The organism is Idiomarina sp. (assembly GCF_048260185.1).
Taxonomy (GTDB): domain Bacteria; phylum Pseudomonadota; class Gammaproteobacteria; order Enterobacterales; family Alteromonadaceae; genus Idiomarina.
The window spans coordinates 133,833-160,531 of the sequence record NZ_JBLXHB010000003.1; the positions used below are offsets into that span (position 1 = coordinate 133,833).

Genomic DNA, 26,699 nt, shown 5'->3' on the forward strand with positions numbered 1-26,699 from the left:
TAAAAGATACATTTTTAATATACCTTTTATTTTGACTAAGATCGACGCTCTACCACTAAAAGTCGGTTAATACCTATTTAGAGATTCTAGCCTGTCGCTAGCCCCGCCAATTGCAACCAATAGCCATTGTTCTCCTTGCTCGTCAGGGTCACGGGGTGTTCCCCATTGATATTACTGCGGAAGCGTTGTAGCCAGTCGAAAGTCCCCCCGGGTTGCGGACTAATGCGCACAATATCGACCAGGCCATTCATACCCGGCAGCTGGTTTATCAGGTTATAACGTGTACCCGATTGCGTCTGAATGCCATTCAGCACAAACACCTGCTGACCTTCCTGGCTTTTCACTTCCCGGCCTTCCGGATACTTTATGCAACACAGCTCGCACTGATCTTTCGGCCGGTTCTCTGAGCGGGCAGTAAAGCAACGACCAGACCAGGCCAAAGGTATATGACCAAAGGAGAAAACTTCCACGTCAAAGCAGTCCCTCACGGTGTCAATAAGGTTGTGCTGTAAAACGTCCTGCAGCCAGTCGCGGGAAAGTTCAAATGGAACCACCCAACGTGTCATACCCATATCAATAAGACGGCGCAGGCTCTGGTGATTATAAATATTAATGGCTGGCCCGGCGGTAAAGTTCAGCCCCTGCTCCTGCAGCACCCCAATAGCACTGACATCATTTGCTTCGACATCAAACTCACCATTATCGCAATATTTACCCAGCTCCCGGAGCTCCGCAGGAGCTTCCAGCAAGGTCATTGTCGACAGCGTTACTTTTTTCCCGGCTTCTCGTAGCATGTGCGCTATCGCTAGGTAGTCATCCAGCTTTAACTCACGACGCTTACTGCAAACGGTTTCGCCCAAATACACATGGTCAACATTTGACTCCGCGGCTTGCTGGTAAAAATCAAAAACCTGCTGTTTCGGCCAAAAATACAGAATAGGCCCTAGAGAAAACTTCATATTGGTTACTTCCATTTCCGGTGGTACGCGCCCAGTGTCGTTTGACTGCCTTCAGAAAGTGAGGCCAGAACCGAACTCCAGTTATCTTCGACTTCAAAAGCGTCAGGGTCGGTCATAACGGCATCGATAGCCTGACGCCAGACTCGGGTAATTTGCGAGACATAAGCCGGACTGCGCTGCCGACCTTCAATTTTCAATGAAGCAATGCCTTCTTTATACAGTTGCGGCAACAAGCTTAAGGTATTCAGGCTGGTGGGTTCTTCCAGTACGTTGTAAATTTCGTCGTCAACCGAAAAACGCCCTTTGCATAAAGTGGGATAACCCGCTTTTTCGTTTTCATCAAAGCGGTCGATAAGCACACCGTTAAGTCGAGATTCTAATTTATTGTCCTGTTCGTCCCACTCCACAAAAGCCGCGGGCGAACAGGCACCTGCTGTATTGGGCGACTCACCAGTCAGATAAGAACTTAAGTAACAACGCCCTTCCGCCATAATGCAGAGACTACCGAAAGCAAAGACTTCCAGCTCGACGTCAGTAGTGCGCGCCAGGGCTCTGACTTGCTGCATAGACAACACACGCGGCAAGACCACCCGCGACACACCAAATTGCTGGTAAAAGCGGATGGCTCCTGCGTTGGTTGCAGAGGCCTGCACCGATAAGTGCCTTTCAACTTTGGGGTACCTTTCAGCCGCGTAAGCCAGAACCGCCAGGTCTGCAATAATCAATACATCAGCACCGGCCAGAACAGCGTCATCGACCGCCTTTCGCCATTTTTCCCAACTGTTAGCGTGCGCAAAGGTATTAATGGCAACATGCAGCTTGCTACCATATTTATGCACATAGTCCGCTGCTTCTGCTAGCTTCATCTGATTTAAATTCAGACCAGCGAAATGACGTGCATTGGTTTCATCCTTTAGCCCAACGTAGACCGCATCGGCACCATTTTCTATAGCCGCTTTTAATGCGGGGATACTTCCGGCCGGACAAAGCAGTTCCATTTAAAACCTCTATTTAATATTTTGTAGCACCCTAATTATCAATTCATTATAGTGCTCAAAACTTTTATTGTGTTGTTGCAAACGGAGCAAAATATGAATACCACCAATTGGGTATCTTCTATACCTAGAATAATTCGACCAATAAATAAGTTAATTCCTAATAAATTTATTAACTTTGGATCTGAAAAGTTATTAAACCTTTTATTTAGGGAAGAAATCTCATCAGGAGAGCTTAATTTTATGTCTGGAAAAATAATAGAGATAAAGGTTAAAGACATTGATTTATCTCTATTTTTGACGTTAAAAGGAAACCAACTAAAATCCCTTAAGAGCCCCGTTGAACCCGACGTACAGCTCTCATCAGACGGTGACGCACTGCTTTTGCTGATTTACGGAAAGGTTGACCCCGACACTTTATTCTTTAATCGGAAACTAATGGTAAAAGGCAATACCGAATTAGGGTTACATTTAAAAAACTTCTTAGACACCATTGAGGTAAATCAAAAGCTACCAAGGACCTTATATTTAATAGGAGACCGGTTTAGTGATTTTATTTATAAAGAAAAAGGTGAAACAATACAGACAAGTTAATTAAATAGTTTTTGACTGGGGTCAAGGGGTGGTTATGAGTACAGTTACCTGGGATAAAGAGTTAATAGAAAAATACAACATTAATGGACCTCGTTATACGTCTTATCCCACAGCGTTAATGCTTTCCGAACAATTTTCAGAAAGCCGCATAGAAGCCGCGCTGAAAAATGCAAATGACGGACTGTGTCTGTATTTGCATTTACCGTTCTGTCACAAGCTTTGTTATTATTGTGGTTGCAATAAAGTAATTACCCGCCACCAGCATAAAGCCGATAAGTATCTGGACTACCTCGCCCGCGAAATGGCGATGTACCAGCCAATGGTAAAGGACAAGAAGATCCGCCAGATTCATTTAGGCGGTGGTACCCCAACCTTTTTGACTGAACAGCAACTGACCCGCCTAATGGAACTGGTTCATCAGCATTTTACCTTCGCGGACAACCCTGAAGTCAGCATAGAGATTGACCCGCGCAGCTGCAGCGACGAAAAGCTTCGCCATTTACGTAAACTGGGGTTTAACCGTGTCAGCTACGGGGTGCAGGACTTCGACAAGAAAGTTCAAATTGCGATCCATCGCGTACAGGACATTGAGCTTATTGCGCATCAGCTAAAACTCAGTAAAGAGCTAGGCTTTGAGTCAATTAACTTAGACCTTATTTACGGCCTGCCTTACCAGCGCCCGGAAACCTTTAAGAAGTCTATTGAGCAAGTCATTGAAATGGATCCCGATCGCATTTCAGTGTTTAGCTACGCCCATTTACCCCAGCGTTTCGCTGGTCAGAAGAAAATACCGGAAGAATCCATTCCACAGCCATCGGTTAAGCTAAGTCTGCTGGAACAAGCCATTACACAGCTTAACGACGCCGGTTATCAGTTTATCGGCATGGACCATTTTGCAAAAAAAGACGATGGCCTTGCCATAGCTCAGCGCGAAGGCCGCCTGCAGCGTAACTTCCAGGGCTACACCACCGACGGTCAGGACGCACTGCTCGGCTTAGGTGTTTCATCCATTAGCCAGGTGAACGGTGTGCTGTGGCAACACGAAAAAGAGCTACCGGCCTACTACAAAATGATAGATAACGGACAAAAACCCATTATAAAAAGCATGGCGTTAAACGACGAAGATAAGCTGCGTGCCGCATTAATTTCTCAGGTTATTTGCCATTTCGAGCTTGATATAGAAGCCTTTAAAGCACAATGGGATCTCGACGATTTCTGGGCTCATTTCGCCGAAGCCATACCACTACTAAAACCATTCATTGAAGACGGTCTAGTCGACGTCTCCGACAAAAAGCTCCGCGTCACTGACTTAGGTCGCCTCTGGGTTCGCAGCATCTGCGCCTGTTTCGACGAATACCTCGATCACGGCCAGAACCGCTACTCCAAAGTCGTTTAGCGGCTGGGGCGGTAACCCGGCCTCGGTTACGCTTGGAGAGCTGGTAAGAAAGACGCCGTAAACCCATCCCCGCTAGCTGAGGAAGGTGGCTTGGTTTAGCCATAGGTGTAGCAGGATGCTGGCTGCGTAGCCTATTGCTATTACCGGTGTCCATTTCAGGTGCGACATAAAGGTGTAGTAACCTCTGGCTTGTCCCATTAAGGCAACGCCTGATGCGGAACCGATAGAGAGCAGGCTGCCGCCGGTACAACAGGCCAGGGTTATTAGCAGCCAGTGTCCGGTGGACATTTCAGGGTCCATGGACAGTACTGCGAACATCACCGGGATGTTATCCACAAGAGCGGAGACCACGCCTAGAATACTGTTTGCTATGGTTGGGTCTAAACCACCGTAAAGAGACTCGGACAGTAAACCTAAGTATCCCATAAATCCTAAACCGCCAACGCACAGCACAATGCCGTAGAAAAACAGCAAGGTGTCCCATTCGGCACGGGAAACCCGGCTGAATACGTCGAATGGCACAACACCACCAAGTTGTTGCAGGCGTTTTTGGTCACCCTCGCGTTCTGCCATTGCTCGTTTACGCGCCAGCGACCCCGGCAGGGTCATACGCAGGAAGTAACCAAAGAACTGTAAGTAGCCCAGCCCCATCATCATGCCGAGTACCGGCGGTAAATGCAGCCAAATGTGGCATGCAACGGCGGTTGCGACTGTTAACAAGAACAAGAACGTAATGCGCAGGGCTCCGCGCTTAAGCTCGACTTCGGTATGCAATGTTGTCGGACTTTTGTTCTCAATAAAGAAGCTCATGATGATTGCGGGTATTAAGTAGTTCACCAACGCGGGCACAAACAGCTGTAAGAACTCGGTAAACTCCACTTTGCCGGACTGCCAGACCATAAGCGTGGTGATGTCCCCAAACGGGCTGAATGCACCAGCGGCATTAACCGCTATAACAATGCTGGAACAGCATAGCGCGACGAACTTTTTATTGCCCTCGGCAACTTTCATGACCACAGCCGACATCAACAGAGCGGTAGTCAGGTTGTCCGCAATAGGCGAGATAAAAAACGCTAAAAAGCCGGTTATCCAGAAGAGTTTTCTATAGGTAAAGCCCTTTTTCATCAACCAGGCGCTGAGCGCATCGAACAAACGCCGTTCTTCCAGCGCATTGATGTAGGTCATTGCCACCAGCAAAAACAACATCAACTCTGCGAATTTTAATAAATTCTCCCTGAACGCTTCTTCCGCCAGAACGGCGTTGTCGCCAGTATAAACAAACCCAATGAGTATCCAGATAACCCCTGCCGCAACCAGCACAGGCTTGGATTTTCTCATGTGCAGTTTCTCTTCACCCATCACCAAAATATACGCAAGAATAAAAATGACGATGGCGGCGTAACCAACGGTCGATGAGGTGAGATCGATACGGTCAGCAGAGGATTCTGCAGCCAGTACTGATACCGAAAACAGCAGCGAAATGACGGTAAACAGCAATCTTTTCATAGCGTTTTTTCAGTGCAGTTCAGAACCAAAATATAAACTGCACCAACTCTCCTTGTTGGTTGGTGGTTAAGAATGAAAATGGTTGATTATTCCGGCAGGAATTTTCGCGCGGAGATTACCACAAAACTCGAATTATGAGAGCTACAGAAAGAGGGAAAACTCATCCCTCTCTGTAAGCATTTTGTGCCACTTTAGCTAGCTCTGCGCAATACCCTATTGGATTGTGCCGCACCCACAGCAACCTCTGCAGGCTGCTTGCGATGATAATGACGCAAATGGTGCTCTTTTCGACGGCCTGCGCTAAAAGCAGACACTCGTTTTAAGTAACCAATCACCCGGGTTCCGTAATCGATGTCCTCAGAGCCACAGCTGGAACATTCGCTCAAGGTGCGTTTATCAATCTGCCCGCAGTCGTTACAAATGGTAATTTTGACGTTAATACAGAAGTAGTTGCAGCCGGTTCTTGCAGCAATGTTCAGCAAGGACAAATACCCAGAGCTATTGAGCTTTTCATCAAGGTTCAAATGCAATGCCGAACCTCCATCCAGGTATTCAATCAATTCTTTTCCGTGAAGAACCAGTTTATCCAGTGCATTGGCATCTTCGTCTTCTACGGCATAAAAATAGGAGTTGTAGCAGTCACGGGTCACTTTATAGCCGTCAGCTCTGTCCCACTTAGCGTTTTTCACACCCAGGTTTTCTGCTGGCACAAACTCAGTGTTGAACATATAACCGTATTCTTTTTTCGCCGCTTTATTGGCGTCGTAAATCACTTTTAAATGGCTTTGTACAAAGTCTTTATAAGCCTGGTTGTTACCTGCAATGATTCCCCGAGATTCCGCCGCTTCAACCATGCCGTTAATGCCTATAGTCAGGAATTGCTTGTCCAGGGTAATAAAGCCCGCGTCGTACACGGTTAATAAGCCCGCTTCCTTGTATTCTTCCATCAGCTTTCTGTAAGCCACCTGATATTTGTGAATTTTGCTGACTTCTTCCTGTAAATCTCTGCCATCCTGCACCAAACGGTTCATGTTCATGGTAATGACATTAATAGAGCCTGTAGCGACACCACCGGCCCCCAGGGTATAAGAAAAGGTATTGTCGCTAATTTCACTACGTAGCCGACAACAGGACGCTAACGAGTCGGCATTGTCAGATAAGTAGACGAAAAATGAATTCCCCTTTGCCATCTCCCCGGCAATTTTTTCGGCAAACAGCTGATCTTTGCACTTTCCGTTGTCCGTCAGCATAGCCACTGTTACCACCGGGAAGGTCAAAATCGTTTTCTCCCGTTCCTTATTAAACCAGTTCAGGAAGAAGTCCTGTAACGCACTTACTGAGTTCCACTCAGGTTTATTAAAGTCCGCAGGGAAAACAAACTCACCAAACATGCTGTCAAAGTAATGCTGGTCGTAAATAGAGATATTCCAGAACACACTCTGGTAGCCGCGTGCAGCCGCAGGCTGATTCAACGCATACACCACGTGCTGCAGATGGTTTTCAATCTGGTGACGATGCGTATTCAAATAATCGTCGCCGTAGTCCTTGCGGGCAAAGTAGTCGAAGTAGGTTAAGAACTCGACCGTTGCAACAGCCCCGGCAAACTGCGAACTCACGGCAAAAACAAAGTTCACAAAGGTGCCGCAGAACGACTCTAAATGCTTAGGTGCCTGAGACTCTCCACCCAGCTTAGTTAAACCGTCACGTAAAAACGGGTACATAGTGACTGAAACACAGTAAGGTTTGAGGCTGGTTTCGTCATGTACGTATATTTCATGCTCTTCAATTTGTCGAACGTACTCTTTTGCCAGCTCGTTACCAAAAAGCTCACTGATTTTATTGCTGACTTGCTTGCGGTTAACCTGCACAAAAAAGTCTTTCATTAACTCGGCTTCAAGCGTTGCTATGTTCTTTTGTGTGACGTTGGCGTTTGCGTCCATTTTCGAGCCATCGGCCGCGTTTTGAGCATGCAGATACTCGTGAATGAAATCGACTTTGCCAGTGACTTGTTCCTCATTTAAGCGCAACATAATTATTCTCCTGTTTGAAACTTGCAGTTCAATAACTGCCGGGTCCGTAAATCATAAAAGCGTTGGTTGGTGGTTGGGCTTTCCAGCCCGCCCCGGGCAGCAATCCACGGCCCGGTTTTTAAGTAAGTCAGTTGTTTGCGAAGAGCAAGAGTGACGTTTTCATAGCCGGTATACAGGCAGGTTTCCAGCCCTTCGTTTCGTACTTGCTTTAATAGTTTCAGTAGTGCTGTGGGCTGCCATTCGCCGCCCAGAAAGAGAACGCAGCTAATTAACTCACGGTATTTTTGCAGCTGCTGTGCCAGGTGTTCCTGCGTTAAAGGCGACCCGCTTCCCACGGGCCAGCTATCCACACTGTGGCAGCCTTTACAGCCAACCGGACAGCCGGTAATGGTGTAGGCTAAGGCAACTTCCCCCGGCACTTCTTGCCAGACAACTTGCTCCGCACTGTAATGTAGGCTTGTAAGGGAAACCGGCATAAAACACCATATATTGTTATTAACATAAAAATAATCACTACATATTGTGTTTAAGCATAGTTAAGTCTATTTCGGGCGCATTGATCACGCTCAAGATTTAAGCAAGAAGGAAAAAATGGCGGGAGTCATAAAGAGATACCCATTAAAGGGTATAAATAACCTTTAAGGTACTTTTAACCATAAAAGTAAAAACAACCTAATAAATTTAAGTCATAAATACCCTTTTGTATTAAATACCTTATTTATCAGATAGTTAAACTATGGCCTTAATATTGCACCTAGGTAAATGCATAGCGAATTAATAAAAATTCTCTGCTCATAAACCTATGGAGTAACAATATGAAGCTGTTCAGCATCAAGGAGGTCAATTATGGCCGGGTATCGTAAGCTTTGGTGGACGCTAATTGCAGTTCTCGCAATTACCTTTGGACTTTTAGGATACTTCGGAACGGAAGTTTACCGGGAAGCCCCGCCTATTCCGGATAAGTTCATGAGTACCAATGGCGAAGTCATTGCAACCGAGGAATCGGTTTTAGACGGGCAAACCGCCTGGCAGTCTGTTGGCGGCATGCAACTGGGTTCCATTTGGGGGCACGGTGCTTATCAGGCGCCCGACTGGACAGCTGACTGGCTACACCGCGAACTTCTGGCCTGGCTGGACATTCGCGCCAACGAAGTCTTTGGTAAACCTTACGAACAGCTTGAAGGTTCACAGCGAAATCAGCTGGAATACGAGCTAAAAGAAGAGTATCGGACCAATACTTACGATAAAGCTTCAGATACCGTTATTCTAAGCGAACGACGCATTCAGGCTATTGAGCAGACCGGCGAGTATTACTCAAAGCTGTTCAGCGATGACCCGGAGCTGCGACCTACCCGCGTCAGCTACGCCATGAAAGAAAATACGCTTCCTTCAGAAGCGCGTCGCGCGGTAATGAACGACTTTTTCTTCTGGACAGCCTGGGCCGCGTCGACAGAACGTTTTGACTCAGACATTACTTATACCAATAACTGGCCACATGAGACTTTAATAGACAATGTGCCTAGCGCGGAAAATATTATCTGGTCTATTGTCAGCGTTATCCTCTTAATTGCCGGTGTTGGCTTCTTAATCTGGGCATGGGCGTTTTTACGTCAACACGACGAAGAAGACCCTGTTGCTCCGGAGCATGATCCCATAGCCAAAATTAAGCTCACGCCGTCACAAAAAGCCTTAGGTAAGTATCTGTTTATTGTGGTCGCACTGTTCTCGCTACAAGTTTTACTGGGTGGCTTAACCGCACACTACACAGTCGAAGGACAGGAATTCTACGGCATTAATATTTCAGAGTGGTTCCCCTACTCACTAACCCGTACCTGGCACATTCAGGCCGCTATGTTCTGGATTGCCACCGGGTTCCTGGCTGCTGGTTTATTCCTTGCCCCAATTATTAATGGCGGTAAAGATCCTAAGTATCAGAAACTGGGTGTCGATATCCTGTTCTGGGCACTGGTTCTGGTTGTCGCAGGTACCTTTATCGGTAACTGGTTAGCCATTGCGCAAATTATGCCGGAGCACCTTAACTTCTGGTTAGGTCACCAGGGCTACGAATACGTCGACTTAGGTCGTCTATGGCAAATTGGTAAGTTCCTGGGTATCGTTTTCTGGCTGGTACTGATGATGCGTTGTGTTGTCGGTGCATTTAAAGTCAAAGGCGATAAGAACCTACTGGCGTTATTTACCGCTTCGGTTGTTGCCATTGGCCTGTTCTACGGTGCCGGCTTCTTCTACGGCGAGCGTACTCACATTTCTATTATGGAATACTGGCGCTGGTGGATTGTTCACCTGTGGGTAGAAGGTTTCTTCGAAGTTTTCGCAACTGCGTCACTGGCCTTTATTTTCCACAGCATGGGCTTAGTTTCCCGCCGCATGGCAACCGTGGCTGCGTTAGCTTCCGCGTCACTGTTTATGCTCGGTGGTGTACCAGGTACTTTCCACCACTTGTACTTTGCCGGAACAACCACGCCAGTTATGGCCGTGGGCGCTACTTTCTCAGCGTTAGAAGTGGTACCGCTGATTGTGCTGGGCTACGAAGCCTGGGAAAACTACAGCCTGCAAAAACGCGCAACCTGGATGCAACGCATTAAGTGGCCACTATTGTGCTTCGTTGCAGTTGCTTTCTGGAACATGCTGGGCGCAGGTGTGCTGGGCTTTATGATCAACCCACCTATTTCGCTGTACTATGTACAAGGCTTAAACACTACACCAACTCACGCACACGCAGCTTTATTTGGTGTTTACGGATTCCTGGCGCTTGGTTTCGTCCTGTTGATTCTGCGCTACATTCGCCCGAACCTGCAGTTCGATGAAAAACTGATGAAAATGGCGTTCTGGACCATGAACATTGGTCTGGCAATGATGCTCTTCACCAGCTTGCTGCCTGTCGGCTTTATCCAGTTCTACGCCGCTGCCACCGAAGGTTTGTGGTACGCACGTAGCGAAGCCTTTATGCAGCAGCCTCTACTACAGAATCTACGCTGGTTCCGTACCCTTGGCGACATGGTCTTCATCGTCGGTGCGTTAGGTATTAGCTGGCAAGTTGTAAAAGGCCTAAAGCATAAGTCTGATTAACCCTTAATAAACCAGGCTTCTGCAATTGTTGCGGAAGCTTGGTTTTTCTTTTGTGAGGAGTTTACTGGAGGATGTATGAGCCGCAAACCCGATACCAAAACCGCGATGTATCAATTACTCGATGTCATTCGCGAGCACATCCCTTTTGGCTTAAAAGAAGCAGATATGTGTCAGGGTATTTGCCGTGGTTGCTCTAAAAAAATGATGGAAATGCTGGATGCTGAAGTCAGCCAATGGCAGGCCGACCTGGACAACGAACTCGCAGAGCCAACCTTAGCAGACTTAGTTTTTATGGAGAAGTTAGCACGCCGAACCGAGAAAATTCTTCATCGCAATAACCTGATGAATTAATCTGCACTTATTTGTTCCCCTCTTTCGAAATGCTATATCATGTACCGGAACTTTCGCTCAGGACGTCGCCCGGAATGATACGCAACGCTTCTATAATTAATGTCTTCAGAGTATCACTTGCGCTTATCGTAATTGTTGCCAGCGCCTCTTCGCTATCTGCATTCTGGCTGTTAGAAAAATCGGAGCAGGACGCGGAGCTGATTAACATTGCGGGCTCACATCGGATGAAAGCCTATAAGTTTGCGTTGCAACTATCCACAAACAAGAATGCCCAGGCCAGCAAAACGGCGCAGGAAATAGACACACTCTGGGAACAACCCCTGCTTCACCGCCACTTCGTCAAAGCCGGCGGTAACATTCAACAGCTGGCCAAAGACGCCAGAACCGAATGGCAGCGGGTACACTCGGAAATAGCAGAGCAAAATTTTGCTCGCTTTTCTCAGCAACAAAGTAACGCCATAGACAACTATGTGAATCAGCTGGACACTCTGGTCGGCCAGCTACAAGAGCATTCGGAAAGACGAATGGAGACGGTTCGTAGCTCGCTGGCTTTAGCCTCATTTTTTATCGTTGCCATATTTTTCTTTTTACTTACCGTGCTAAAACGGAAAATCAACCAGCCGCTTCGACACCTGCTGGCAGTTTCCAAACGTTTGGGTCAGGGCGACTTTACCGCTAAGTCAAAAATCGATAACGAAGATGAAATAGGCCAGCTGTCCCGCACAATGAACAAAATGTCGGAAACGGTCAGCTACTTTTATGGCGGCCTTGAACGTCGGGTAGAGCAACAAACTCAGGAGCTGTCGCGCAAAAACAAGGTGTTGTCCTTTCTGTACGATACCGCCCGCTCCATTATCGTACACAGTTATGACTACAATAATTACCAGCAAGTTATCGAAAAGCTCTACGAAATTGGTGAAGTAAATGACATTGAATTATGCCTGTTAACGGAAGAAGGCAACCGCCCGTTTTTGCAACTGCAACCGCGTCCCAATTCACACGAACCCTGTGAAGCCGGTGACTGCGCAACCTGCCTTAAAGCTGGCCCTGGTGCTTCAGTAATAGAAGACAAGCTGGTTTATCGCTTTGTGCTAAAACGGGAAGATCAAAACTACGGTGTATTAATTGTTCGCTGCGAACAGGGACAGCCTCTGGCTACCTGGCAACAGCAATTGATGAGCTCTACAGCCGACCAGCTGGCCTTATCGCAAAGCCTGAAATCTGAGGAAGAGCAAGTGCGCCGGCTTGCGCTAATGCATGAGCGTACCGTTATAGCCCGCGAGCTTCACGACTCACTGGCACAGGCTTTGTCCTACTTAAAAATTCAGGTTACGAGACTACACAAAGGCATTGAGAAGAACGATCGCGCCACGATAGATGATGTCAGTAGCGAACTGAGAGAAGGCCTAAACTCAGCCTACCGACAGTTGCGGGAGTTGCTAACGACCTTCCGCTTAAAAGTTGATGGCTCAGGCCTATACAGCGCATTACAAACGACGGTTAAGCAGTTGACTGAACAAAGTAATATGGCGATACACCTGGATTACCGTCTTAACAATATTCCGCTGGTGCCCCATGAAGAGATCCATTTACTGCAAATTATTCGTGAAGCCAGTCAGAATGCGGTAAACCATAGTCAGGGGAGCGAAGTACACATTAGCCTATCTCAGCCCAGTGGACAGGACGTGGAACTTAAAATTACTGATGATGGCATCGGTTTACCTGAGAATGCGGAAAAGGTTAATCACTACGGTTTAGCCATTATGCAGGAACGCAGTCGTAATCTTGGTGGTGAAATAAAAATCTCAAGACTGGAAAGCGGCGGTACGGAAGTTTGCTTCACCTTTACACCGGACTACTTATTGCAATAGAGAAATACGCAGCCCGCCCTTAAGGGTTATAAAACTGACCATGTCGACGCAAATAGACAAAACCGTTTAACACAAGCCCGATAACATAGAAAACAATGAAATCGATATAAACGGTGTCCATATTGTTCGACTGCAAAGCCCAGGCGAAACGCAAGGGCAAATAAACCGCGCCCAGCATAGCGATAGTGCCCGCCCAAATTAAAACTCTGTGAGTATAAGTTCTGGGAAAGACTTTGGTCATACTGACAACGACCGAGCCGTTCCCTAAAGCGCTGGTAAAAATCAGCCCTAGCATGCTGATGAAGAAAGGCTCAAAGTAGAGTTCAGTGGCACCATGTTGAGCAAAATACATGTAGCGGCCAGCCAGAGCCCCAAATATCATCATTAGTAACAGGCTCACCTGCGTTATCAGGGCACCACCAAAAATAGTTGCCAGCCAACGCCCGAAGGGCCGGGCTAACAGAGCAATAAAAGGCCCCATCCACACCAGAATTAAGGTGCTGTAACCGAACACAAATTCCAGCATCAGCGGCAATGCCATAGTAAAGCCGATAAAACTGCCAAACGTCATGTTGTACAAAATACTGCAATACCAGACGTGCCCATTGTGAGTCAGTAGCTTTCTTAAGGTAACTTTGGGTAATGACTGTTTGTCGCTTGACCATAAAGCAGCCGCTGAGCTCAGAATGGCTGTCAGGCCAAAAAGAATTGCCCAGACAAAACTGAAATTGTTTAACAGAATAGCCTGGCCTGCCTCAATGCGAGAAAAAAAGTGACCACTACTGCGTTCAAGTATAAGAGCGGAATCTGCCGGAGCCAGCTGCCAGGTAGCCAGCAGAGGAACAACCAACTGAGCTAAAAACAGAGAGAATATCATCATGCCAATAACCAGGCTCATGGACAACGGTAAGGGGATCATGATCTTTGACTGGCGAGTTAAGTCGAATGCGGGCGCAAACATCATGCAGCCCATGCCTGACCCAGCGGCTAAAGCAACCAATACTGGATAGCTCAGCTGCACAGCTGAAAATTGCACAAAGCTGATAACACTGATTAGCAGCATGAGAGTGGCAATAACCGTAGGCATCCACCGTCCGAGGATGTTTGCCAGCAGAGTTCCTAAAAGCTTGGACACAGCCCCGCTTGCACCAGCAATAGCAACTAATGACAGCAACTGCACCGGGCTTAAGTGGAGGTTTGATTTTGCCAGCAAGACAACGATAACACTCCAGCTTGCCCAAAACGTAACACCCAGTAATAACACGCTCAGTATTAACCCACGGGAAAGCGCGCGAGAACCGAGGTAATCACGAAAATCGCTCATTGTATTCGCTTGCGAAGCTTTACCCATAACATTGCAATTCATTGTCATATTCACAAAGTAAGGACTGTGCAACTACGAGGGTTTGGATACAACTCACATCAAGAGTTAGTTTTGGGTTTATTATTGGGTAAACAACTACCTCTTTCGGGGTAGAATTTTATTCAAAAGTGTAAGTCATGCTTGTCTGCGGTGAATTTGTGCACAAGCTATGTCAAACTAACCGGGTTAAATTTATAAGGGAGAACACTATGACCACCGAAGCGGCCAGCATTATGCTAGTGGATGATCATCCGCTACTGCGTAAAGGATTAAAGCAGTTGATTGCGATGGAAGATGACATGACCGTTGTCGCAGAGGCCAGTAATGGCCCGGACGCCTTGTTGTTAGCAGCAGAGCATGACCCTGACTTAATCGTTCTGGATTTGAACATGCAGGGTATGGATGGCATAGAAACTCTGAAAAGACTCCGCGACTCAGGAGTCACCTCGCGGATCATCATGTTAACAGTGAGCGATGCTGATGATGACGTGGTTGCAGCTATAACCAATGGTGCCGACGGTTACCTGCTAAAAGACATGGAACCAGAGCTGCTGCTGGAACAGATTCACCGTGCGGTTACCGGAAAAATGGTTTTAAGCGAAGCCATTACCGAAATACTGGCGACCGCACTGCGCCAGCCAACACAGTCAACCACTTCGCAATTGAGTAACTTAACCAATCGCGAGCACGAAATTTTAAGCTTAATTGCCAAAGGCATGAGTAATAAAGTCATTGCCCGCGAACTGGATATTTCAGATGGCACGGTGAAAGTGCACGTAAAACACTTACTGAAAAAGCTGGGATTACGCTCCCGGGTTGAGGCCGCCGTATGGATGGTTAACCTACAGGGCAATAAAGCGACTCAATAATGACTGATAATAGTCGTTCATAATTGCGAGGGGACTCTGTCAGCCCTACCCTCGCTACCTCTCCTTGATTTGCGTCAAGCTGCCAATTCCCTGATTCTGCTATTCTTCACCGTTAATTTGGTGATACAGGTGTTTTATGTCAGCCGCAGATTTCCGTCCAGAGTTACTTTGTCCTGCCGGTAGCCCCGAAGCTATGCGTATGGCTTTTGCTTACGGTGCAGATGCCGTCTATGCTGGCGAACCTCGCTATAGTCTGCGGGTACGCAATAACAGCTTTACCCTGGAGAACTTAGGCGAGTGCATTAACGAAGCTCATCAGCAGGGAAAGCGTTTTTACGTGGTGGTCAATATTGCGCCGCATAACGCCAAGCTAGCCCGGTTTGTTGAACACATTTGCACCATTGTCGACATGAAGCCCGATGCCTTAATTGTGTCTGACCCCGGCGTGGTTATGTTGCTGCAACAATACTTTCCCGAACAACCTCTGCACTTATCGGTACAGGCCAACACGGTCAACTGGGCTGCACTTCAGTTCTGGCAACAACAAGGTATTGAACGAGTCATTTTGTCTCGCGAGCTGGGCCTCAAAGAAATTGCTGAAATGCGCAAGCAAGTGCCTGACATGGAAGTTGAAGTATTCGTACACGGCGCACTCTGCATGGCCTACTCCGGACGCTGCCTGCTGTCTGGTTACATGAACAAGCGCGACCCAAACCAAGGCGCCTGTACCAATGCCTGTCGCTGGGGTTATGAAGTGCACGAAGCAAAGGAAAACGCTGTGGGTCAATATGAACCGGTACTTCTCGGCGACCCGAAGCGTCCGCAGGACTTAATGTTGCTGGATGAGGACATACACGGCTCCTACATCATGAACTCGAAGGATTTACGCGCGGTTGAATATGTAAAGGACTTAGTTGAGATGGGTGTGCATTCCTTAAAAATTGAAGGCCGTACCAAGTCAGACTATTACATCGCCAGAACCGCTCAGGTCTACCGGCGCGCAATTGACGACGCCGTGGCCGGTAAGCCTTTTAATAACGAACTGCTTAGCGAACTGGAAGGTATGGCAAACCGTGGGTTTACTGCAGGCTTCTTACAACGCCATACGCCACAAGACTTGCAGAATTATGAACGCTCGCACAGTGAAGGCGAGCATATTCTGGTCGGTCAACTGGCAGCAGCAACCGCCGACAACAGCTTGTATGAGGTTGAGGTGAAAAATAGCTTTTCCATTGGTGATGAGCTGCTACTGATGACACCCAAAGGCAACTATCCGTTTCAATTGGCACGCATGGAGTCACTTAAAAACGAGGCCATGATCCGCGCGCCCGGTTCCGGTTATCAAGTGAAACTTCAGACACCGGTTAGCATAGAGAAAAATGATATTCCCTTCTGTTTTCTGATAAAAGAAGCAACCGTGAGGAAAGTAGCATGATTGTCATTAACGATGGCTGTATTAACTGCGATGTTTGCGAACCCGAATGCCCAACCGAAGCTATTTCTATGGGCGACAGCATTTACGAGATAAACCAGGACAAGTGCGTAGAGTGCGAAGGTTATTACGATACACCGAACTGTTACGCGGTATGTCCGGTAGAGGCTGTCGATATTCTACAAGATAAGGGGTAACTCTCATCTCCCTTTAGAGGTAGATAAATTTGCTGAAGGGTTTTGTATAGTGAACCAGATCAATAATTCAGCAGATGAGATGACTATGCGTACCCCAATTCAATGTAGCCAATGCAGCATGCAATCAATTTGCGTACCCGCCGGTTTAGTGCCAACCGATGTCGAAATTCTGGATAAATGCAGCCGCGAACCGCACCTTTTTAACAAGCGTAATGTTGTTTTTAGTGAAGGACAAAAACTCAATTCAGTTTTCGCAATAAAAAGCGGATCGGTGAAGTGCTACACCATTGACAGCAATGGTAAACAGCAAATTACCAGCTTCCATATGGTTGGCGACATTGTCGGTCTTGAGAGCTTAGCCAGTGGTTCAGCCGCCACATATTGCGAGACCATGGAAACCTCTATGCTGTGCGAACTAAAACTGAGCAAACTATTTGCCCAGGAACTTCCTAAAGTTGAAAGTAACCTTCTGCAGCTTATGAGCCGACGGCTGGCAAACTGCAGCAAGCATTACCTGAACATTGTGAATACCAGTGCGGAACAAAAAGTTGTCGCCTTTTTACTTTCAATAAGCACGCATATGCATCAACATGGATTGTCCCGTAGTGAGTACCGACTGCCAATGACGCGCACGGATATTGCCAATTACCTGGGTTTGGCCGTTGAAACTGTTAGCCGTATTTTCACTGCACTGAAAGAACAGCAGCTGATTAACACCGAGCAGTCCATTCTCACTATTAATGACTTTACGGCACTGGAAAGCCGAGTCGCTTAGTACTTTTTCAGGAGGTTACATGTCATCCGCTGGTTTTAATTGGTCCGATCCGCTCAACTGGCAAAATGCTTTGTCAGATGAAGAGAAAATGATTCAGCAAAGTGCTCATCATTACGCTCAGGAAAAGCTCATGCCGCGTGTACTTGAAGCTAACCGCAATGAAAACTTTGATCGCCAGATTATGAACGAGTTGGGTGAAATGGGGCTACTAGGCGCTACATTACCGGAAGAATACGGCGGCAGCGGTGTGAACCATGTTAGTTATGGCCTTATTGCGCGCGAAATTGAGCGTGTCGACAGCGGCTACCGCAGTGCGATGAGTGTGCAGTCATCTTTAGTCATGCACCCTATCTACACCTTTGGTACCGAAGCACAACGCAAAAAATACTTACCGAAGTTAGCCAGCGGCGAATGGGTTGGATGTTTTGGTCTGACTGAACCCGATTCCGGCTCCGATCCAGCCAGCATGCGTACCACAGCTAAACGCACCGACAACGGCTATGTTCTGTCTGGTTCTAAAATGTGGATCACAAACTCTCCGATTGCCGACGTTTTTGTCGTTTGGGCAAAACTCGACGGCGAAATTCGCGGTTTTGTGCTGGAAAAAGGCATGAAAGGCCTGAGCGCGCCCAAAATTGACGGTAAATTCTCGCTACGCGCCTCTATTACCGGCGAAATTGTGATGGATGGCGTTGAAGTGTCCGAAGACCACATTTTCCCGGAAGTTAAAGGTTTAAAAGGCCCATTTAGTTGTTTGAACAAAGCGCGCTACGGCATTGCCTGGGGTTCGCTTGGCGCGGCTGAATTCTGTTGGCACGCAGCACGACAGTATACACTGGACCGCAGCCAGTTTGGTCGCCCGTTGGCCGCTAACCAGTTAATACAGAAAAAACTGGCCGACATGCAAACAGAAATTAGCCTGGGCTTATTAGGCTGCCTGCAAGCCGGGCGCGAGCTCGATAACGGCACCTTAAACCCAACCGCCATTTCACTAATTAAACGAAACAGCTGTGGTAAGGCGCTGGATATTGCCCGCCAGGCGCGCGACATGCACGGAGGCAACGGCATTGCCGATGAGTATCATGTAATTCGCCACGTTATGAACCTGGAGGCGGTGAATACCTACGAAGGAACTCACGATATTCACGCGTTAATTTTAGGTCGTTCACAGACCGACATTCCTGCGTTTTAATAGCGAAGCTTATCATGGTCGCCAGACAGAGCCTGGTGGCAGCCAACTGGCGAAACCTTTCCAGTAAAGATGACTTTACCCAGCGACAAGAAAGTGAAGAAGCCCCGGTAATTAGCCTGGGGCTATAAATTCCCTAGTGAATACCTTTGCTGTTGAGATGCCCTTTATAAGCCATATCGCTTTTCATAATGTGGTTCATGAGCCAGGCTTTTACGAACTCCAATAGCTCATCAATCACGTCTTCGTGGCTATCAACCCGGTGTTTGAAGCGCATCACATCCTGCACTAAGTCGCGGTGCTTAAGCTTGTGGTTTTCTAAGTCAGGATAGCCGTTACGCTCCATTAGCAACTCTTCGTAGTTAAAGTGCGTAGCCGTGTAGTTAATTAACGAGTCCACCAGACGCTGTAACGCATGCTGATCACCATCGCGAAGCTTCAGGCGATACAGCTCATTAGCAATGTAAATTAGGCGCTGGTGCTGACGGTTAATTTCTTCAATGCCCACATCCAGCTTCGGCGACCATTCAATGAGTACGTCTTGTTCTGAAAGACGCCGCTCTATAACGTCTTTTTCAATGTAATAGCGGTCGCCAAGAGACTTAATTTCGCCGCCTAAAGTCGTTAATTGAGCTGAGCTTTCTAACGCTTCTTGCGAGCGTTCATCAACAATTCGTGCACTTTCAGAAAGTGAATTAATGTTTTCCTGAATATTTATGGTTACCGCAGACTGCTCTTCCGTTGTGGAGGCTATCTGAATATTCAGGTCGTTAATGACACCAACATTTTCGACAATGTCAGATAATGAACTTGCAGCCCGGTTCGCTTGTTCAACATTTTCGCCCGCCAGGGTTTTATTGCGCTCCATGGTTTGCACTGCATTGTTTGTGTTGGTCTCCAGCCGACCAATGACACTTTGTATTTCGCCAGTGGAAGCCTGTACCCGTTGTGCTAACTGTCTGACTTCATCAGCTACAACCGCAAAGCCCCGACCCGACTCACCGGCTCTGGCGGCTTCAATAGCAGCATTCAGCGCCAGCAAATTAGTCTGGTCGGCAATGTCATTAATGGTCAGTAATATTTTCGAGATAGACTGGCTATCTTCAGATAATGTTTTTATAACACGCTGAGATTCGGACACTTCTTGCTCAAGTCTCTGAATGGCAGTCACCATGGTATGAACAACCTGCTGCCCATTTTTAGCGGATATCAAGGTGTTATCAGCTTCTGTTGCGGCTTTCTGAGTTGACTCTGACACTTCACTTATCGCCGACGTCATTTGCTCGACTGCCGCAGCTGCGCTTTGCATTTGCGAAGCCTGAGCTCTTGCCCGTTCGGCCAGCTCTTTAATTGCCTGATAATTACCGTTACCCAGCCTGTCCATGCCGTCGCTCGACTTGCGTATAGCATCCACTGAGTAACTGGTCTCAATAGCGACCGAGTTCAGGTAATGAGTTATTTTCGACAGCTCATCATGCCCCTCTGTCGAGCTCAAACTATTTAGGTCGCCATTTGCCAGCTGTTTGGCCATTTTAATATTGGCAGACACCGCCCGGTAAATTCCTAAATATAAGCTGGTAAATAACAGTAACTGCAATAACAACACCCCGACAATCAAAGCCGCGTTGGTCCAAATCACCGTATCTAATTTTGTCAGGCGCTGTTCAAGTCTCGAGTGATAAGCCGGAATAACGCTGTCGTAAAAAGCAAATAACGCCCCTGTCGCGGCAGTTCCTTCACGGAAGAAGTCACTGGCCGACATATTGCGTTCCATTAACTTACTCGAAGCGGTTTCACTAAATAATCTTAACTGCTGTTCGGCTGCCTTAGCCTGCATCAACAAGCCCTGGTCGTTAACTTCTTCGGATAAACTCTCGACAACGTCCACAAAGTCGGAAACCTGGTTTTCCAGCACGTAGCTTAAAATGGTGACATCCTGCTGTAGTTCGGGGCTTTCCTTTCCGCTTAACCATTGAGCTCCCAACCCCCTTAAGCGACCTCCCTGCTCAACTAACTGCGGCAGTTCTTCAACAGAAAGACGTGCTAAGAACAAGCTAGGTAAATCATTTTCCAACAGTTGTTGGGAGTTGTTGCCAAGCAGCTTTAACGCACTTTGGACCTTTTCCAAAAGCTCAGTATGCTGGTGAAAAGTGTCCGTTGAACCGCTCAAGCCCTGCCATTTACGGCGCAGCTCCAGCAATAATGATTCTGGCAGCAAATGACTTTGGCCTGGTTTACTTTGGAGGTCATCCAGAGCACTAAAATGACGATTAATGGCTTGCACTGAACGGTTTATTTCACTGGAAAACTCTCGTTTTTGAGCTTCACTCCCAGTCATTCCCCGGTGCATGGCGATATGCTCTAAAAGCCCTCTTAATTCTGGCCAGTATTGAGCGGCTTCATGCTTTTGTTCAACCTGATGGCTTTTTTCCAGTGAGTCATTAACCATCAACGAACTCAATACAATAACCGGAATAAAGAGTAAAAAACCAATCAAGCTAAATTTTCGTCTAAAACTCAGTAAATTAAATAACTTTTGGACAGGGCGAGTTAACCAATCGAGCCACTTCATAACCACTCCACTACAGGCAGAATCTACAACCACAAAGGGTCTGTTCTGCTATTCATCGGCATTAGTCACACATAATACAGGGTTGTTAGTTGCCAAGTGGCTTTTGCTTGATCGTGATCAATAAACTAGTAAACTTTCTAGAACCATCTCGGTCATTTCAGTAAAAGCGGTCTGTCTTTCATTAGCCGACCATCCATTGCCCGTTCTTATTTCATCAGAAATTGTCATAACCGCCGCCTTTTGCCGAAATGTGTGGTGTGGTCATAGAAGTCGCCTTGTTATTTTTTCATCAAGATAGATGACAAATCAGAAATTATCGACTATATTTCGTTTTTATCTAAATTAGTTAATTCGGAATTTACATGATCGATGTCATTATGAAATTAGCGACAGGTTACCGCAGAAGCGTTTTCTGGATGTTGACACTGATCACTATTGCTGTTGCCGCCTTCATCCCGTCTATTACCATAGATACCGATCCTGAGAACATGCTGCCGGACAACAATCCGCAGCGTGTTTTTCATAACGAAGTCAAAGAAACCTTCGCTATGCATGACATGATTGTCGTTGGCGTAGTAAATGAAAACAGCGTTTATAATCAGCAGACATTAACCGACCTGCATACCGTGTCGAATTACGCGGAATCCATGAATGGCGTTATCAGTGACGACCTGATGTCGCTGGCTAACGTTGACAATATTACCCAGGAAGGCCCGGGCACCATCCGCTTTGAATGGATGATGAAGCAACCTCCGGGAAATGATGCCGAAGCCCAATACATTCAGCAGCAAGTTGAAGATCTGCCTCTGCTTTATAACACCATTGTCTCTGGCGATAACAAAGCCGCCGCTATTTATGTGCCTATTGAAAGTAAAGACGAGAGCTATGCGCTGGCGGAGCAACTGCGTGACAAAATCAGTACCTTAGAGAGCGGCGACGACTGGCATATTACCGGTCTGCCGGTTGCTGAAGACCAGTTTGGGTATGAAATGTTTGTGCAAATGGGCATTTCCGCACCATTAGCGGCAGCGGTAATTTTCGCCCTGCTTTGGCTCTTCTTCCGCAATGTGCGCTTCATAAGCGCAGCGATGATAGTGGCGATGTCTACTGTGCTTATTACCATGGGTGCATTAATTGCCCTCGGGTTCACCGTACACATTATGTCGTCGATGATCGCTATTTTCCTGATGCCTATTGCGGTAGTCGACTCAGTGCACATTATGTCCGAGTTTTCGGACCGATACCGTGAAAAAGGTAATGCAAAAGACACCATAAAAGACGTGCTGGGGCACTTGTTTACACCCATGCTATTTACCTCAATTACCTCGTCTATTGGCTTTTACTCGCTGATGCTAACGCCAATTCCACCGGTGCAGGTGTTCGGCGCTTTCGTTGGCTCCGGAATTCTTTTGGCCTTCTTAATTACGGTGCTTTTCGTGCCTGCCTATATTTGTGCACTGAAACCATCAACGCTGGAAAGCTTTACTCAAGTGACTCATGACGAGCATAAACAAGGTTGGCTGCAAAAAACGGGAGCTACCGCGGCTCGCCACGCCAAATTGTGGATAGCCTTTTTCCTGGCCGTTTTGGTTTTTTCCTGGTTCGGTATTCAGCAAATTAACATTAACGACAACCCGGTGCGTTGGTTTAAGCCTGACCACGAAGTGCGCATTGCGGACGAAGTATTGAATGACCACTTTGCCGGTACATACAACGCTTACATTGTGTTTGAGAACACCTTAGATACAACAGGGAAGGCGCGGTCAGCGGTGCAGGATGCGTTGAGTAACAATGCGTTGTCAAAAGCATCGCGCGATGCTTTAGGTGCCCTTCTTGAGCAAGAAGAAGTCGACTTTAACCAGTGGATTATCGCTATTGATGATCTGCTCTTCAGCGTCGGTTCCGACCAATTAGAACCATTAGACAGCTTAATGACAGAGCTAGAACAGCTGAATAGCGCCAGCAAAGCGTTCCAGAGTCCCGAATTACTGGCTTACATAAGCGAGATGCAAACGTATTTGCAAACCACCGGTTTAGTGGGGAAATCCAACAGTTTGTCCGACGTGGTCAAGACGGTTAACCGTGAATTACGCTCAGGCGAAGCGAAAGACTACGAGCTGCCGGACAATGCCAACGGCGTTGCGCAAACCCTGTTGCAGTACCAGTCATCGCACCGTCCGCAGGATCTCTGGCACTTTGTTACACCGGACTACCAACGCAGCTTAATGTGGCTGCAGCTGACCAGCGGTGACAACCAGCACGTAACCAAGGTCGTCAACGCTGTCGATAACTACATTCAGGACAATCCATTGCCCGCTAACATTGAAATAGACTGGGCCGGTAAAGCTTACCTGAACGTGGTGTGGCAGGAAGCCATGGTCGAAGGCATGCTGGATAGCTTAATCAGCGCTTTTGTGGTGGTGTTTATTATGATGGTACTGCTGTTCCGCTCGGTGGTCTTCGGTGTGCTGGCTATGCTGCCGCTAAGTCTGACCATTGCCTTTATTTATGGTCTTATCGGCTGGGTAGGTAAAGACTACGACATGCCTATTGCGGTGTTGTCGTCGCTGACGCTTGGACTGTCGGTGGACTTTGCCATTCACTTTATTGAACGTACCCGCGCTACCTTCAAGCAAACCGGCAACTGGAAAAACACTCTGGTAGTTATGTTTGACGAGCCCGCGCGTGCTATTTCGCGCAATGCCATTGTCATTGCCATTGGCTTTACGCCACTGCTGTTCGCACCGTTAGTGCCCTACATTACAGTGGGTGTATTCCTGGCCAGCATTATGGCGATATCCGCCATAGTGACACTTATTATGCTCCCGGCGGTAATGACTGCCTTTAGCCGCCTGATATTCCGTGGAGGTCAATCATGAAAGCTTTATTTTTAACTGCTGTATCGGCTGCGTTGTTATTCATTAGTAGCCAGGCTATTAGCGCTGAAAAAAGCGCTCGTGAGATTGTCGAACAAGCTGAATTAAACGCCTATTACTCGGGCGATGACGGTCGCAGTGCGGCGCGCATGATTATTACCGATAATCAGGACCGCCAACAAATGCGCCAATTCACCATTTTGCGTAAAGACCAGCAGGACGGCGGCGTACAAGACATGATGATATTTTTCTCACGCCCTGCTGACGTGCGCGACACGGTGTTCCGTGTGGTCAAACAAGTCAACGACGACGATGACCGTTGGTTGTATTTACCTGATCTCGATTTAGTAAAGCGTATATCCGCTGGCGATAAGCGCACCTCTTTTGTGGGGTCACACTTTTTCTACGAAGACGTTTCCGGCCGCGATACGGCGCTGGATAACTACGAGCTTATTTCTGAAAACGAAGACAGTTACGTATTAAAAGGTACACCGAAAGACCCTGGCAACGTCGAGTTCAGCTACTACGAAGTAGTCATTTATAAAAAGCATATGCTGCCGGTAGAAAGCACCTTTTATAACGACAGCGGCGAAGCCTACCGAAAAATGGAAGTACTAAAAATTGAGACGGTACAAGGCTACCCAACAGTGACGCACTCGCGCATATCGGACCTTGAAAATGGCGGTAACACCGAAATGCAGTTCCGCTTTATGCAATACAATCTTGGCATGCCGGACAGTATTTTCAGCGAGCGCAGTCTGCGTAACCCCCCGGCAGAATGGTTACAACTGAGAGACTAACCATGCAAAACATAAAGTTTTTCCTCTTTACCGTCCTTTGCATTGTTACGCAAAGCAGCATTGCACAGGACTCCTGGAGCGACGAACAATGGGAAAGTGACTGGGGCGTGGAACAAAATCAGAGCGTCAATGTCTATGGTTATGTTGAGGCCGCAATAGGCGGGCGGTTTGAATCCTCCCCCTATCACAAGCGTCTGTCTATTGCTGAGCCTCGACTACAGCTGGGGTTTGATGAGCGCTGGCAGAACACCACCTGGACTGCGAAAGCCGACGGCTGGTACGACGGATTTGATGAAAGCTGGCATGGCCAAATTCGCGAACTTAATGCCCAGTTCACGGTTTTCGATAACACCGATATAAAAGTTGGACGACAGGTACTCACCTGGGGTACTGGCGACTACCTATTCCTTAACGACCTGTTCCCTAAAGACTGGCAATCCTTTTTTGTCGGGCGTGACCAGGAATACTTGAAAGCACCATCTGACGCACTGCGCGTGACCAGCTACTTCGACTGGTTCAATGTCGACTTTGTCTGGTCACCTGAGTTTGACCACGACAATTACATTCGCGGTGAACGCATTTCTTATTTTAATCCGCTAACCCAGCAGTTGACCGGCAACGATCCGTCCATTCAGTTTGTTGAGCCTACGCGCGATGAATACGCTTTGCGCTTGTTCCGTAATTACAAAGGTGTGGAATACGCCGTCTATGGTTACGACGGATTTACCAAAAGCCCGGAGGCAGTGACTGACAACTTCCAACCCACCTTCGGCCGCTTAACTGTGGTTGGCGCCTCCGTTCGAATGCCTCTGGGGCCAGGACTGGTGAATACCGAAGTCGCTAATTACAACCGTCACGACGCAGCAGACCACTGGCGCGCACTGGTTGGCTATGAGCAAGAGCTGTGGACACGATTTACCGGCGGCTTTCAGGCCTACATTGAGAAAGGCGACAACCAAACGCGCACAGTATTCACCACCCGGCTCACATGGCGCGACGAGCGTGACGATCTGAATCTGTCGCTGTTTGCTTTTGTATCGCCGAATCAAAACGACGGCTACTTGCGCCCCACATTTGACTACCGCATTGACGACAATTGGTCATTCAGCGGTGGTTTTAACCTGTTCTTCCGCCAGACTCCGAATACCTTTTTCGGTCAGTTTACGGAGAATAACAATGCGTACCTGCGTATGAGGTACGCCTTTTAATGCGAGAAATTGAAGGAGTTTTCCGATGAGCGTAGAAAGAGCTTTAACCGCCTTTGCCGGCTTTATGGTACTGTTATCAGTCGCTTTAACGTATTGGGTTCATCCCAACTGGGTATGGCTAACCGTATTTGTCGGCGCCAACCTATTTCAACAGTCTTTCACTGGCTTTTGTCCGGCAAGCATTTTTATGAAAAAAGCGTTAGGATTGAAGACTGAGCGAGAGTTAGAAAAAGCAGGAAAATAAAAACACTATGAGTACAACTGAATCACAAGAGATGCTTCAGGAAGAAGCGCAGAATGCAGCGAGCTTTCTGCGCTCTTTAGGTAACCCCCACCGTTTACAAATTTTATGTCGATTGGCTTTAGGTGAACAAAGTGTGGGTCAACTTCACCAGTTTTTTGACTTAAGCCCGTCAGCTTTTTCACAACATCTTGCGGTATTGCGTCAGCAGCAGTTGGTCAGCATTCGTAAAGAGTCGCAAACCGTGTACTACTCTATAAAAGACCCGGACACCGAAGCTTTTATGAAGTTATTAAAAGATAAATTCTGCCCCTCACTTTAAGTAGTACTCCTAAAGGGATGCTACCTTTTGTCGCATCGAACAACTGCCGGAACCTCCTTAAAATGA

At 47.4% G+C, this 26,699-nt stretch carries 22 protein-coding genes; 15 read left to right on the forward strand and 7 right to left on the reverse strand.

Annotated features, from left to right (window positions below):
• Window positions 1–86: 86 nt before the first annotated feature.
• Window positions 87–959, reverse strand: coding sequence for a U32 family peptidase (locus tag ACN0RF_RS08355; protein ID WP_417438657.1), 873 nt, complete (start codon window positions 957–959; stop codon window positions 87–89).
• Window positions 960–964: 5 nt separating this feature from the next.
• Window positions 965–1,957 carry a ubiquinone anaerobic biosynthesis protein UbiU gene (ubiU, locus tag ACN0RF_RS08360; RefSeq protein WP_417438658.1) on the reverse strand — a complete coding sequence of 331 codons (993 nt, stop codon included), beginning with the start codon at window positions 1,955–1,957 and terminating at the stop codon, window positions 965–967.
• Window positions 1,958–2,050: 93 nt separating this feature from the next.
• Between ubiU and ubiT the strand changes: the two genes are divergently transcribed.
• Both ubiT and hemN read left to right on the forward strand, forming a co-directional pair.
• Entirely contained in the window at window positions 2,051–2,548 is a 498-nt protein-coding gene (gene ubiT / locus ACN0RF_RS08365; RefSeq protein WP_417438659.1) for a ubiquinone anaerobic biosynthesis accessory factor UbiT, read from the forward strand.
• A gap of 34 nt (window positions 2,549–2,582) precedes the next feature.
• A complete protein-coding gene (gene hemN / locus ACN0RF_RS08370; RefSeq protein WP_417438660.1) occupies window positions 2,583–3,944 on the forward strand; it encodes an oxygen-independent coproporphyrinogen III oxidase in 1,362 nt (453 codons plus the stop codon).
• 72 nt (window positions 3,945–4,016) lie between these two features.
• Here the strand turns inward: hemN and nhaD are convergent, their stop codons facing one another.
• The 3 genes from nhaD to nrdG all read right to left on the reverse strand — a co-directional run bounded on the left by nhaD (window position 4,017) and on the right by nrdG (window position 7,956).
• A complete protein-coding gene (nhaD, locus tag ACN0RF_RS08375; RefSeq protein ID WP_417438661.1) occupies window positions 4,017–5,450 on the reverse strand; it encodes a sodium:proton antiporter NhaD in 1,434 nt (477 codons plus the stop codon).
• Window positions 5,451–5,641: 191 nt separating this feature from the next.
• Window positions 5,642–7,480 (reverse strand): anaerobic ribonucleoside-triphosphate reductase, encoded by a 1,839-nt coding sequence (gene nrdD / locus ACN0RF_RS08380; protein ID WP_417438662.1) that lies wholly within the window; start codon window positions 7,478–7,480, stop codon window positions 5,642–5,644.
• Window positions 7,481–7,482: 2 nt separating this feature from the next.
• Entirely contained in the window at window positions 7,483–7,956 is a 474-nt protein-coding gene (nrdG, locus tag ACN0RF_RS08385) for an anaerobic ribonucleoside-triphosphate reductase activating protein (protein WP_417438663.1), read from the reverse strand.
• A 370-nt stretch (window positions 7,957–8,326) separates the two neighbouring features.
• Here nrdG and ACN0RF_RS08390 point away from each other — a divergent pair, with 370 nt between their 5' ends.
• The 3 genes from ACN0RF_RS08390 (at window position 8,327) to ACN0RF_RS08400 (ending at window position 12,789) form a co-directional block, all read left to right on the forward strand.
• On the forward strand, window positions 8,327–10,567 hold the full coding sequence (locus tag ACN0RF_RS08390; RefSeq protein ID WP_417438664.1) for a nitric-oxide reductase large subunit: 2,241 nt from the start codon (window positions 8,327–8,329) through the stop codon (window positions 10,565–10,567).
• Between the two features lie 75 nt (window positions 10,568–10,642).
• Window positions 10,643–10,918 (forward strand): hypothetical protein, encoded by a 276-nt coding sequence (locus ACN0RF_RS08395; protein ID WP_417438665.1) that lies wholly within the window; start codon window positions 10,643–10,645, stop codon window positions 10,916–10,918.
• Window positions 10,919–10,992: 74 nt separating this feature from the next.
• Window positions 10,993–12,789 (forward strand): ATP-binding protein, encoded by a 1,797-nt coding sequence (locus ACN0RF_RS08400; RefSeq protein ID WP_417438666.1) that lies wholly within the window; start codon window positions 10,993–10,995, stop codon window positions 12,787–12,789.
• A gap of 19 nt (window positions 12,790–12,808) precedes the next feature.
• Here ACN0RF_RS08400 and ACN0RF_RS08405 read toward each other — a convergent pair whose 3' ends face one another.
• Window positions 12,809–14,113, reverse strand: coding sequence for a nitrate/nitrite transporter (locus ACN0RF_RS08405; protein ID WP_417438667.1), 1,305 nt, complete (start codon window positions 14,111–14,113; stop codon window positions 12,809–12,811).
• A 248-nt stretch (window positions 14,114–14,361) separates the two neighbouring features.
• Here ACN0RF_RS08405 and narL point away from each other — a divergent pair, with 248 nt between their 5' ends.
• The 5 genes from narL (at window position 14,362) to ACN0RF_RS08430 (ending at window position 18,617) form a co-directional block, all read left to right on the forward strand.
• On the forward strand, window positions 14,362–15,021 hold the full coding sequence (gene narL / locus ACN0RF_RS08410) for a two-component system response regulator NarL (protein ID WP_417438668.1): 660 nt from the start codon (window positions 14,362–14,364) through the stop codon (window positions 15,019–15,021).
• Between the two features lie 136 nt (window positions 15,022–15,157).
• A complete protein-coding gene (gene yegQ, locus ACN0RF_RS08415) occupies window positions 15,158–16,456 on the forward strand; it encodes a tRNA 5-hydroxyuridine modification protein YegQ (protein ID WP_417438669.1) in 1,299 nt (432 codons plus the stop codon).
• Window positions 16,453–16,650 carry a YfhL family 4Fe-4S dicluster ferredoxin gene (locus tag ACN0RF_RS08420; protein ID WP_011233443.1) on the forward strand — a complete coding sequence of 66 codons (198 nt, stop codon included), beginning with the start codon at window positions 16,453–16,455 and terminating at the stop codon, window positions 16,648–16,650. Before yegQ ends, ACN0RF_RS08420 begins: the two co-directional genes overlap by 4 nt.
• A gap of 118 nt (window positions 16,651–16,768) precedes the next feature.
• Window positions 16,769–17,425 (forward strand): helix-turn-helix domain-containing protein, encoded by a 657-nt coding sequence (locus ACN0RF_RS08425; protein ID WP_417438670.1) that lies wholly within the window; start codon window positions 16,769–16,771, stop codon window positions 17,423–17,425.
• A gap of 19 nt (window positions 17,426–17,444) precedes the next feature.
• Window positions 17,445–18,617 (forward strand): acyl-CoA dehydrogenase, encoded by a 1,173-nt coding sequence (locus tag ACN0RF_RS08430; RefSeq protein ID WP_417438671.1) that lies wholly within the window; start codon window positions 17,445–17,447, stop codon window positions 18,615–18,617.
• Between the two features lie 133 nt (window positions 18,618–18,750).
• Here the strand turns inward: ACN0RF_RS08430 and ACN0RF_RS08435 are convergent, their stop codons facing one another.
• The gene (locus ACN0RF_RS08435; RefSeq protein WP_417438672.1) at window positions 18,751–21,186 is read right to left on the reverse strand and encodes a bacteriohemerythrin; all 2,436 of its coding nucleotides are present in this window, start codon (window positions 21,184–21,186) and stop codon (window positions 18,751–18,753) included.
• Between the two features lie 362 nt (window positions 21,187–21,548).
• Between ACN0RF_RS08435 and ACN0RF_RS08440 the strand changes: the two genes are divergently transcribed.
• The 5 genes from ACN0RF_RS08440 to ACN0RF_RS08460 are packed head-to-tail and all read left to right on the forward strand — an operon-like array spanning window position 21,549 to window position 26,633.
• A complete protein-coding gene (locus ACN0RF_RS08440; protein ID WP_417438673.1) occupies window positions 21,549–24,065 on the forward strand; it encodes an efflux RND transporter permease subunit in 2,517 nt (838 codons plus the stop codon).
• Window positions 24,062–24,862 (forward strand): outer membrane lipoprotein-sorting protein, encoded by an 801-nt coding sequence (locus ACN0RF_RS08445; protein ID WP_417438674.1) that lies wholly within the window; start codon window positions 24,062–24,064, stop codon window positions 24,860–24,862. Before ACN0RF_RS08440 ends, ACN0RF_RS08445 begins: the two co-directional genes overlap by 4 nt.
• A 2-nt stretch (window positions 24,863–24,864) precedes the next feature.
• On the forward strand, window positions 24,865–26,070 hold the full coding sequence (locus tag ACN0RF_RS08450; RefSeq protein WP_417438675.1) for a hypothetical protein: 1,206 nt from the start codon (window positions 24,865–24,867) through the stop codon (window positions 26,068–26,070).
• A gap of 25 nt (window positions 26,071–26,095) precedes the next feature.
• Window positions 26,096–26,314 carry a DUF2892 domain-containing protein gene (locus ACN0RF_RS08455; protein ID WP_273024013.1) on the forward strand — a complete coding sequence of 73 codons (219 nt, stop codon included), beginning with the start codon at window positions 26,096–26,098 and terminating at the stop codon, window positions 26,312–26,314.
• A 7-nt stretch (window positions 26,315–26,321) separates the two neighbouring features.
• Window positions 26,322–26,633, forward strand: a complete 312-nt coding sequence (locus ACN0RF_RS08460; RefSeq protein ID WP_417438676.1) for an ArsR/SmtB family transcription factor — start codon at window positions 26,322–26,324, stop codon at window positions 26,631–26,633.
• Window positions 26,634–26,699 lie beyond the last annotated feature (66 nt).

Excerpts from the sequence above, each read along its gene's own strand:
- ACN0RF_RS08355 (WP_417438657.1), bottom strand. The coding sequence starts at position 959 with ATGAAGTTTTCTCTAGGGCCTATTCTGTATTTTTGGCCGAAACAGCAG.
- ubiU (WP_417438658.1), bottom strand. The coding sequence starts at position 1,957 with ATGGAACTGCTTTGTCCGGCCGGAAGTATCCCCGCATTAAAAGCGGCT.
- ubiT (WP_417438659.1), top strand. The coding sequence starts at position 2,051 with ATGAATACCACCAATTGGGTATCTTCTATACCTAGAATAATTCGACCA.
- hemN (WP_417438660.1), top strand. The coding sequence starts at position 2,583 with ATGAGTACAGTTACCTGGGATAAAGAGTTAATAGAAAAATACAACATT.
- nhaD (WP_417438661.1), bottom strand. The coding sequence starts at position 5,450 with ATGAAAAGATTGCTGTTTACCGTCATTTCGCTGCTGTTTTCGGTATCA.
- nrdD (WP_417438662.1), bottom strand. The coding sequence starts at position 7,480 with ATGTTGCGCTTAAATGAGGAACAAGTCACTGGCAAAGTCGATTTCATT.
- nrdG (WP_417438663.1), bottom strand. The coding sequence starts at position 7,956 with ATGCCGGTTTCCCTTACAAGCCTACATTACAGTGCGGAGCAAGTTGTC.
- ACN0RF_RS08390 (WP_417438664.1), top strand. The coding sequence starts at position 8,327 with ATGGCCGGGTATCGTAAGCTTTGGTGGACGCTAATTGCAGTTCTCGCA.
- ACN0RF_RS08395 (WP_417438665.1), top strand. The coding sequence starts at position 10,643 with ATGAGCCGCAAACCCGATACCAAAACCGCGATGTATCAATTACTCGAT.
- ACN0RF_RS08400 (WP_417438666.1), top strand. The coding sequence starts at position 10,993 with ATGATACGCAACGCTTCTATAATTAATGTCTTCAGAGTATCACTTGCG.
- ACN0RF_RS08405 (WP_417438667.1), bottom strand. The coding sequence starts at position 14,113 with ATGAGCGATTTTCGTGATTACCTCGGTTCTCGCGCGCTTTCCCGTGGG.
- narL (WP_417438668.1), top strand. The coding sequence starts at position 14,362 with ATGACCACCGAAGCGGCCAGCATTATGCTAGTGGATGATCATCCGCTA.
- yegQ (WP_417438669.1), top strand. The coding sequence starts at position 15,158 with ATGTCAGCCGCAGATTTCCGTCCAGAGTTACTTTGTCCTGCCGGTAGC.
- ACN0RF_RS08420 (WP_011233443.1), top strand. The coding sequence starts at position 16,453 with ATGATTGTCATTAACGATGGCTGTATTAACTGCGATGTTTGCGAACCC.
- ACN0RF_RS08425 (WP_417438670.1), top strand. The coding sequence starts at position 16,769 with ATGCAATCAATTTGCGTACCCGCCGGTTTAGTGCCAACCGATGTCGAA.
- ACN0RF_RS08430 (WP_417438671.1), top strand. The coding sequence starts at position 17,445 with ATGTCATCCGCTGGTTTTAATTGGTCCGATCCGCTCAACTGGCAAAAT.
- ACN0RF_RS08435 (WP_417438672.1), bottom strand. The coding sequence starts at position 21,186 with ATGAAGTGGCTCGATTGGTTAACTCGCCCTGTCCAAAAGTTATTTAAT.
- ACN0RF_RS08440 (WP_417438673.1), top strand. The coding sequence starts at position 21,549 with ATGATCGATGTCATTATGAAATTAGCGACAGGTTACCGCAGAAGCGTT.
- ACN0RF_RS08445 (WP_417438674.1), top strand. The coding sequence starts at position 24,062 with ATGAAAGCTTTATTTTTAACTGCTGTATCGGCTGCGTTGTTATTCATT.
- ACN0RF_RS08450 (WP_417438675.1), top strand. The coding sequence starts at position 24,865 with ATGCAAAACATAAAGTTTTTCCTCTTTACCGTCCTTTGCATTGTTACG.
- ACN0RF_RS08455 (WP_273024013.1), top strand. The coding sequence starts at position 26,096 with ATGAGCGTAGAAAGAGCTTTAACCGCCTTTGCCGGCTTTATGGTACTG.
- ACN0RF_RS08460 (WP_417438676.1), top strand. The coding sequence starts at position 26,322 with ATGAGTACAACTGAATCACAAGAGATGCTTCAGGAAGAAGCGCAGAAT.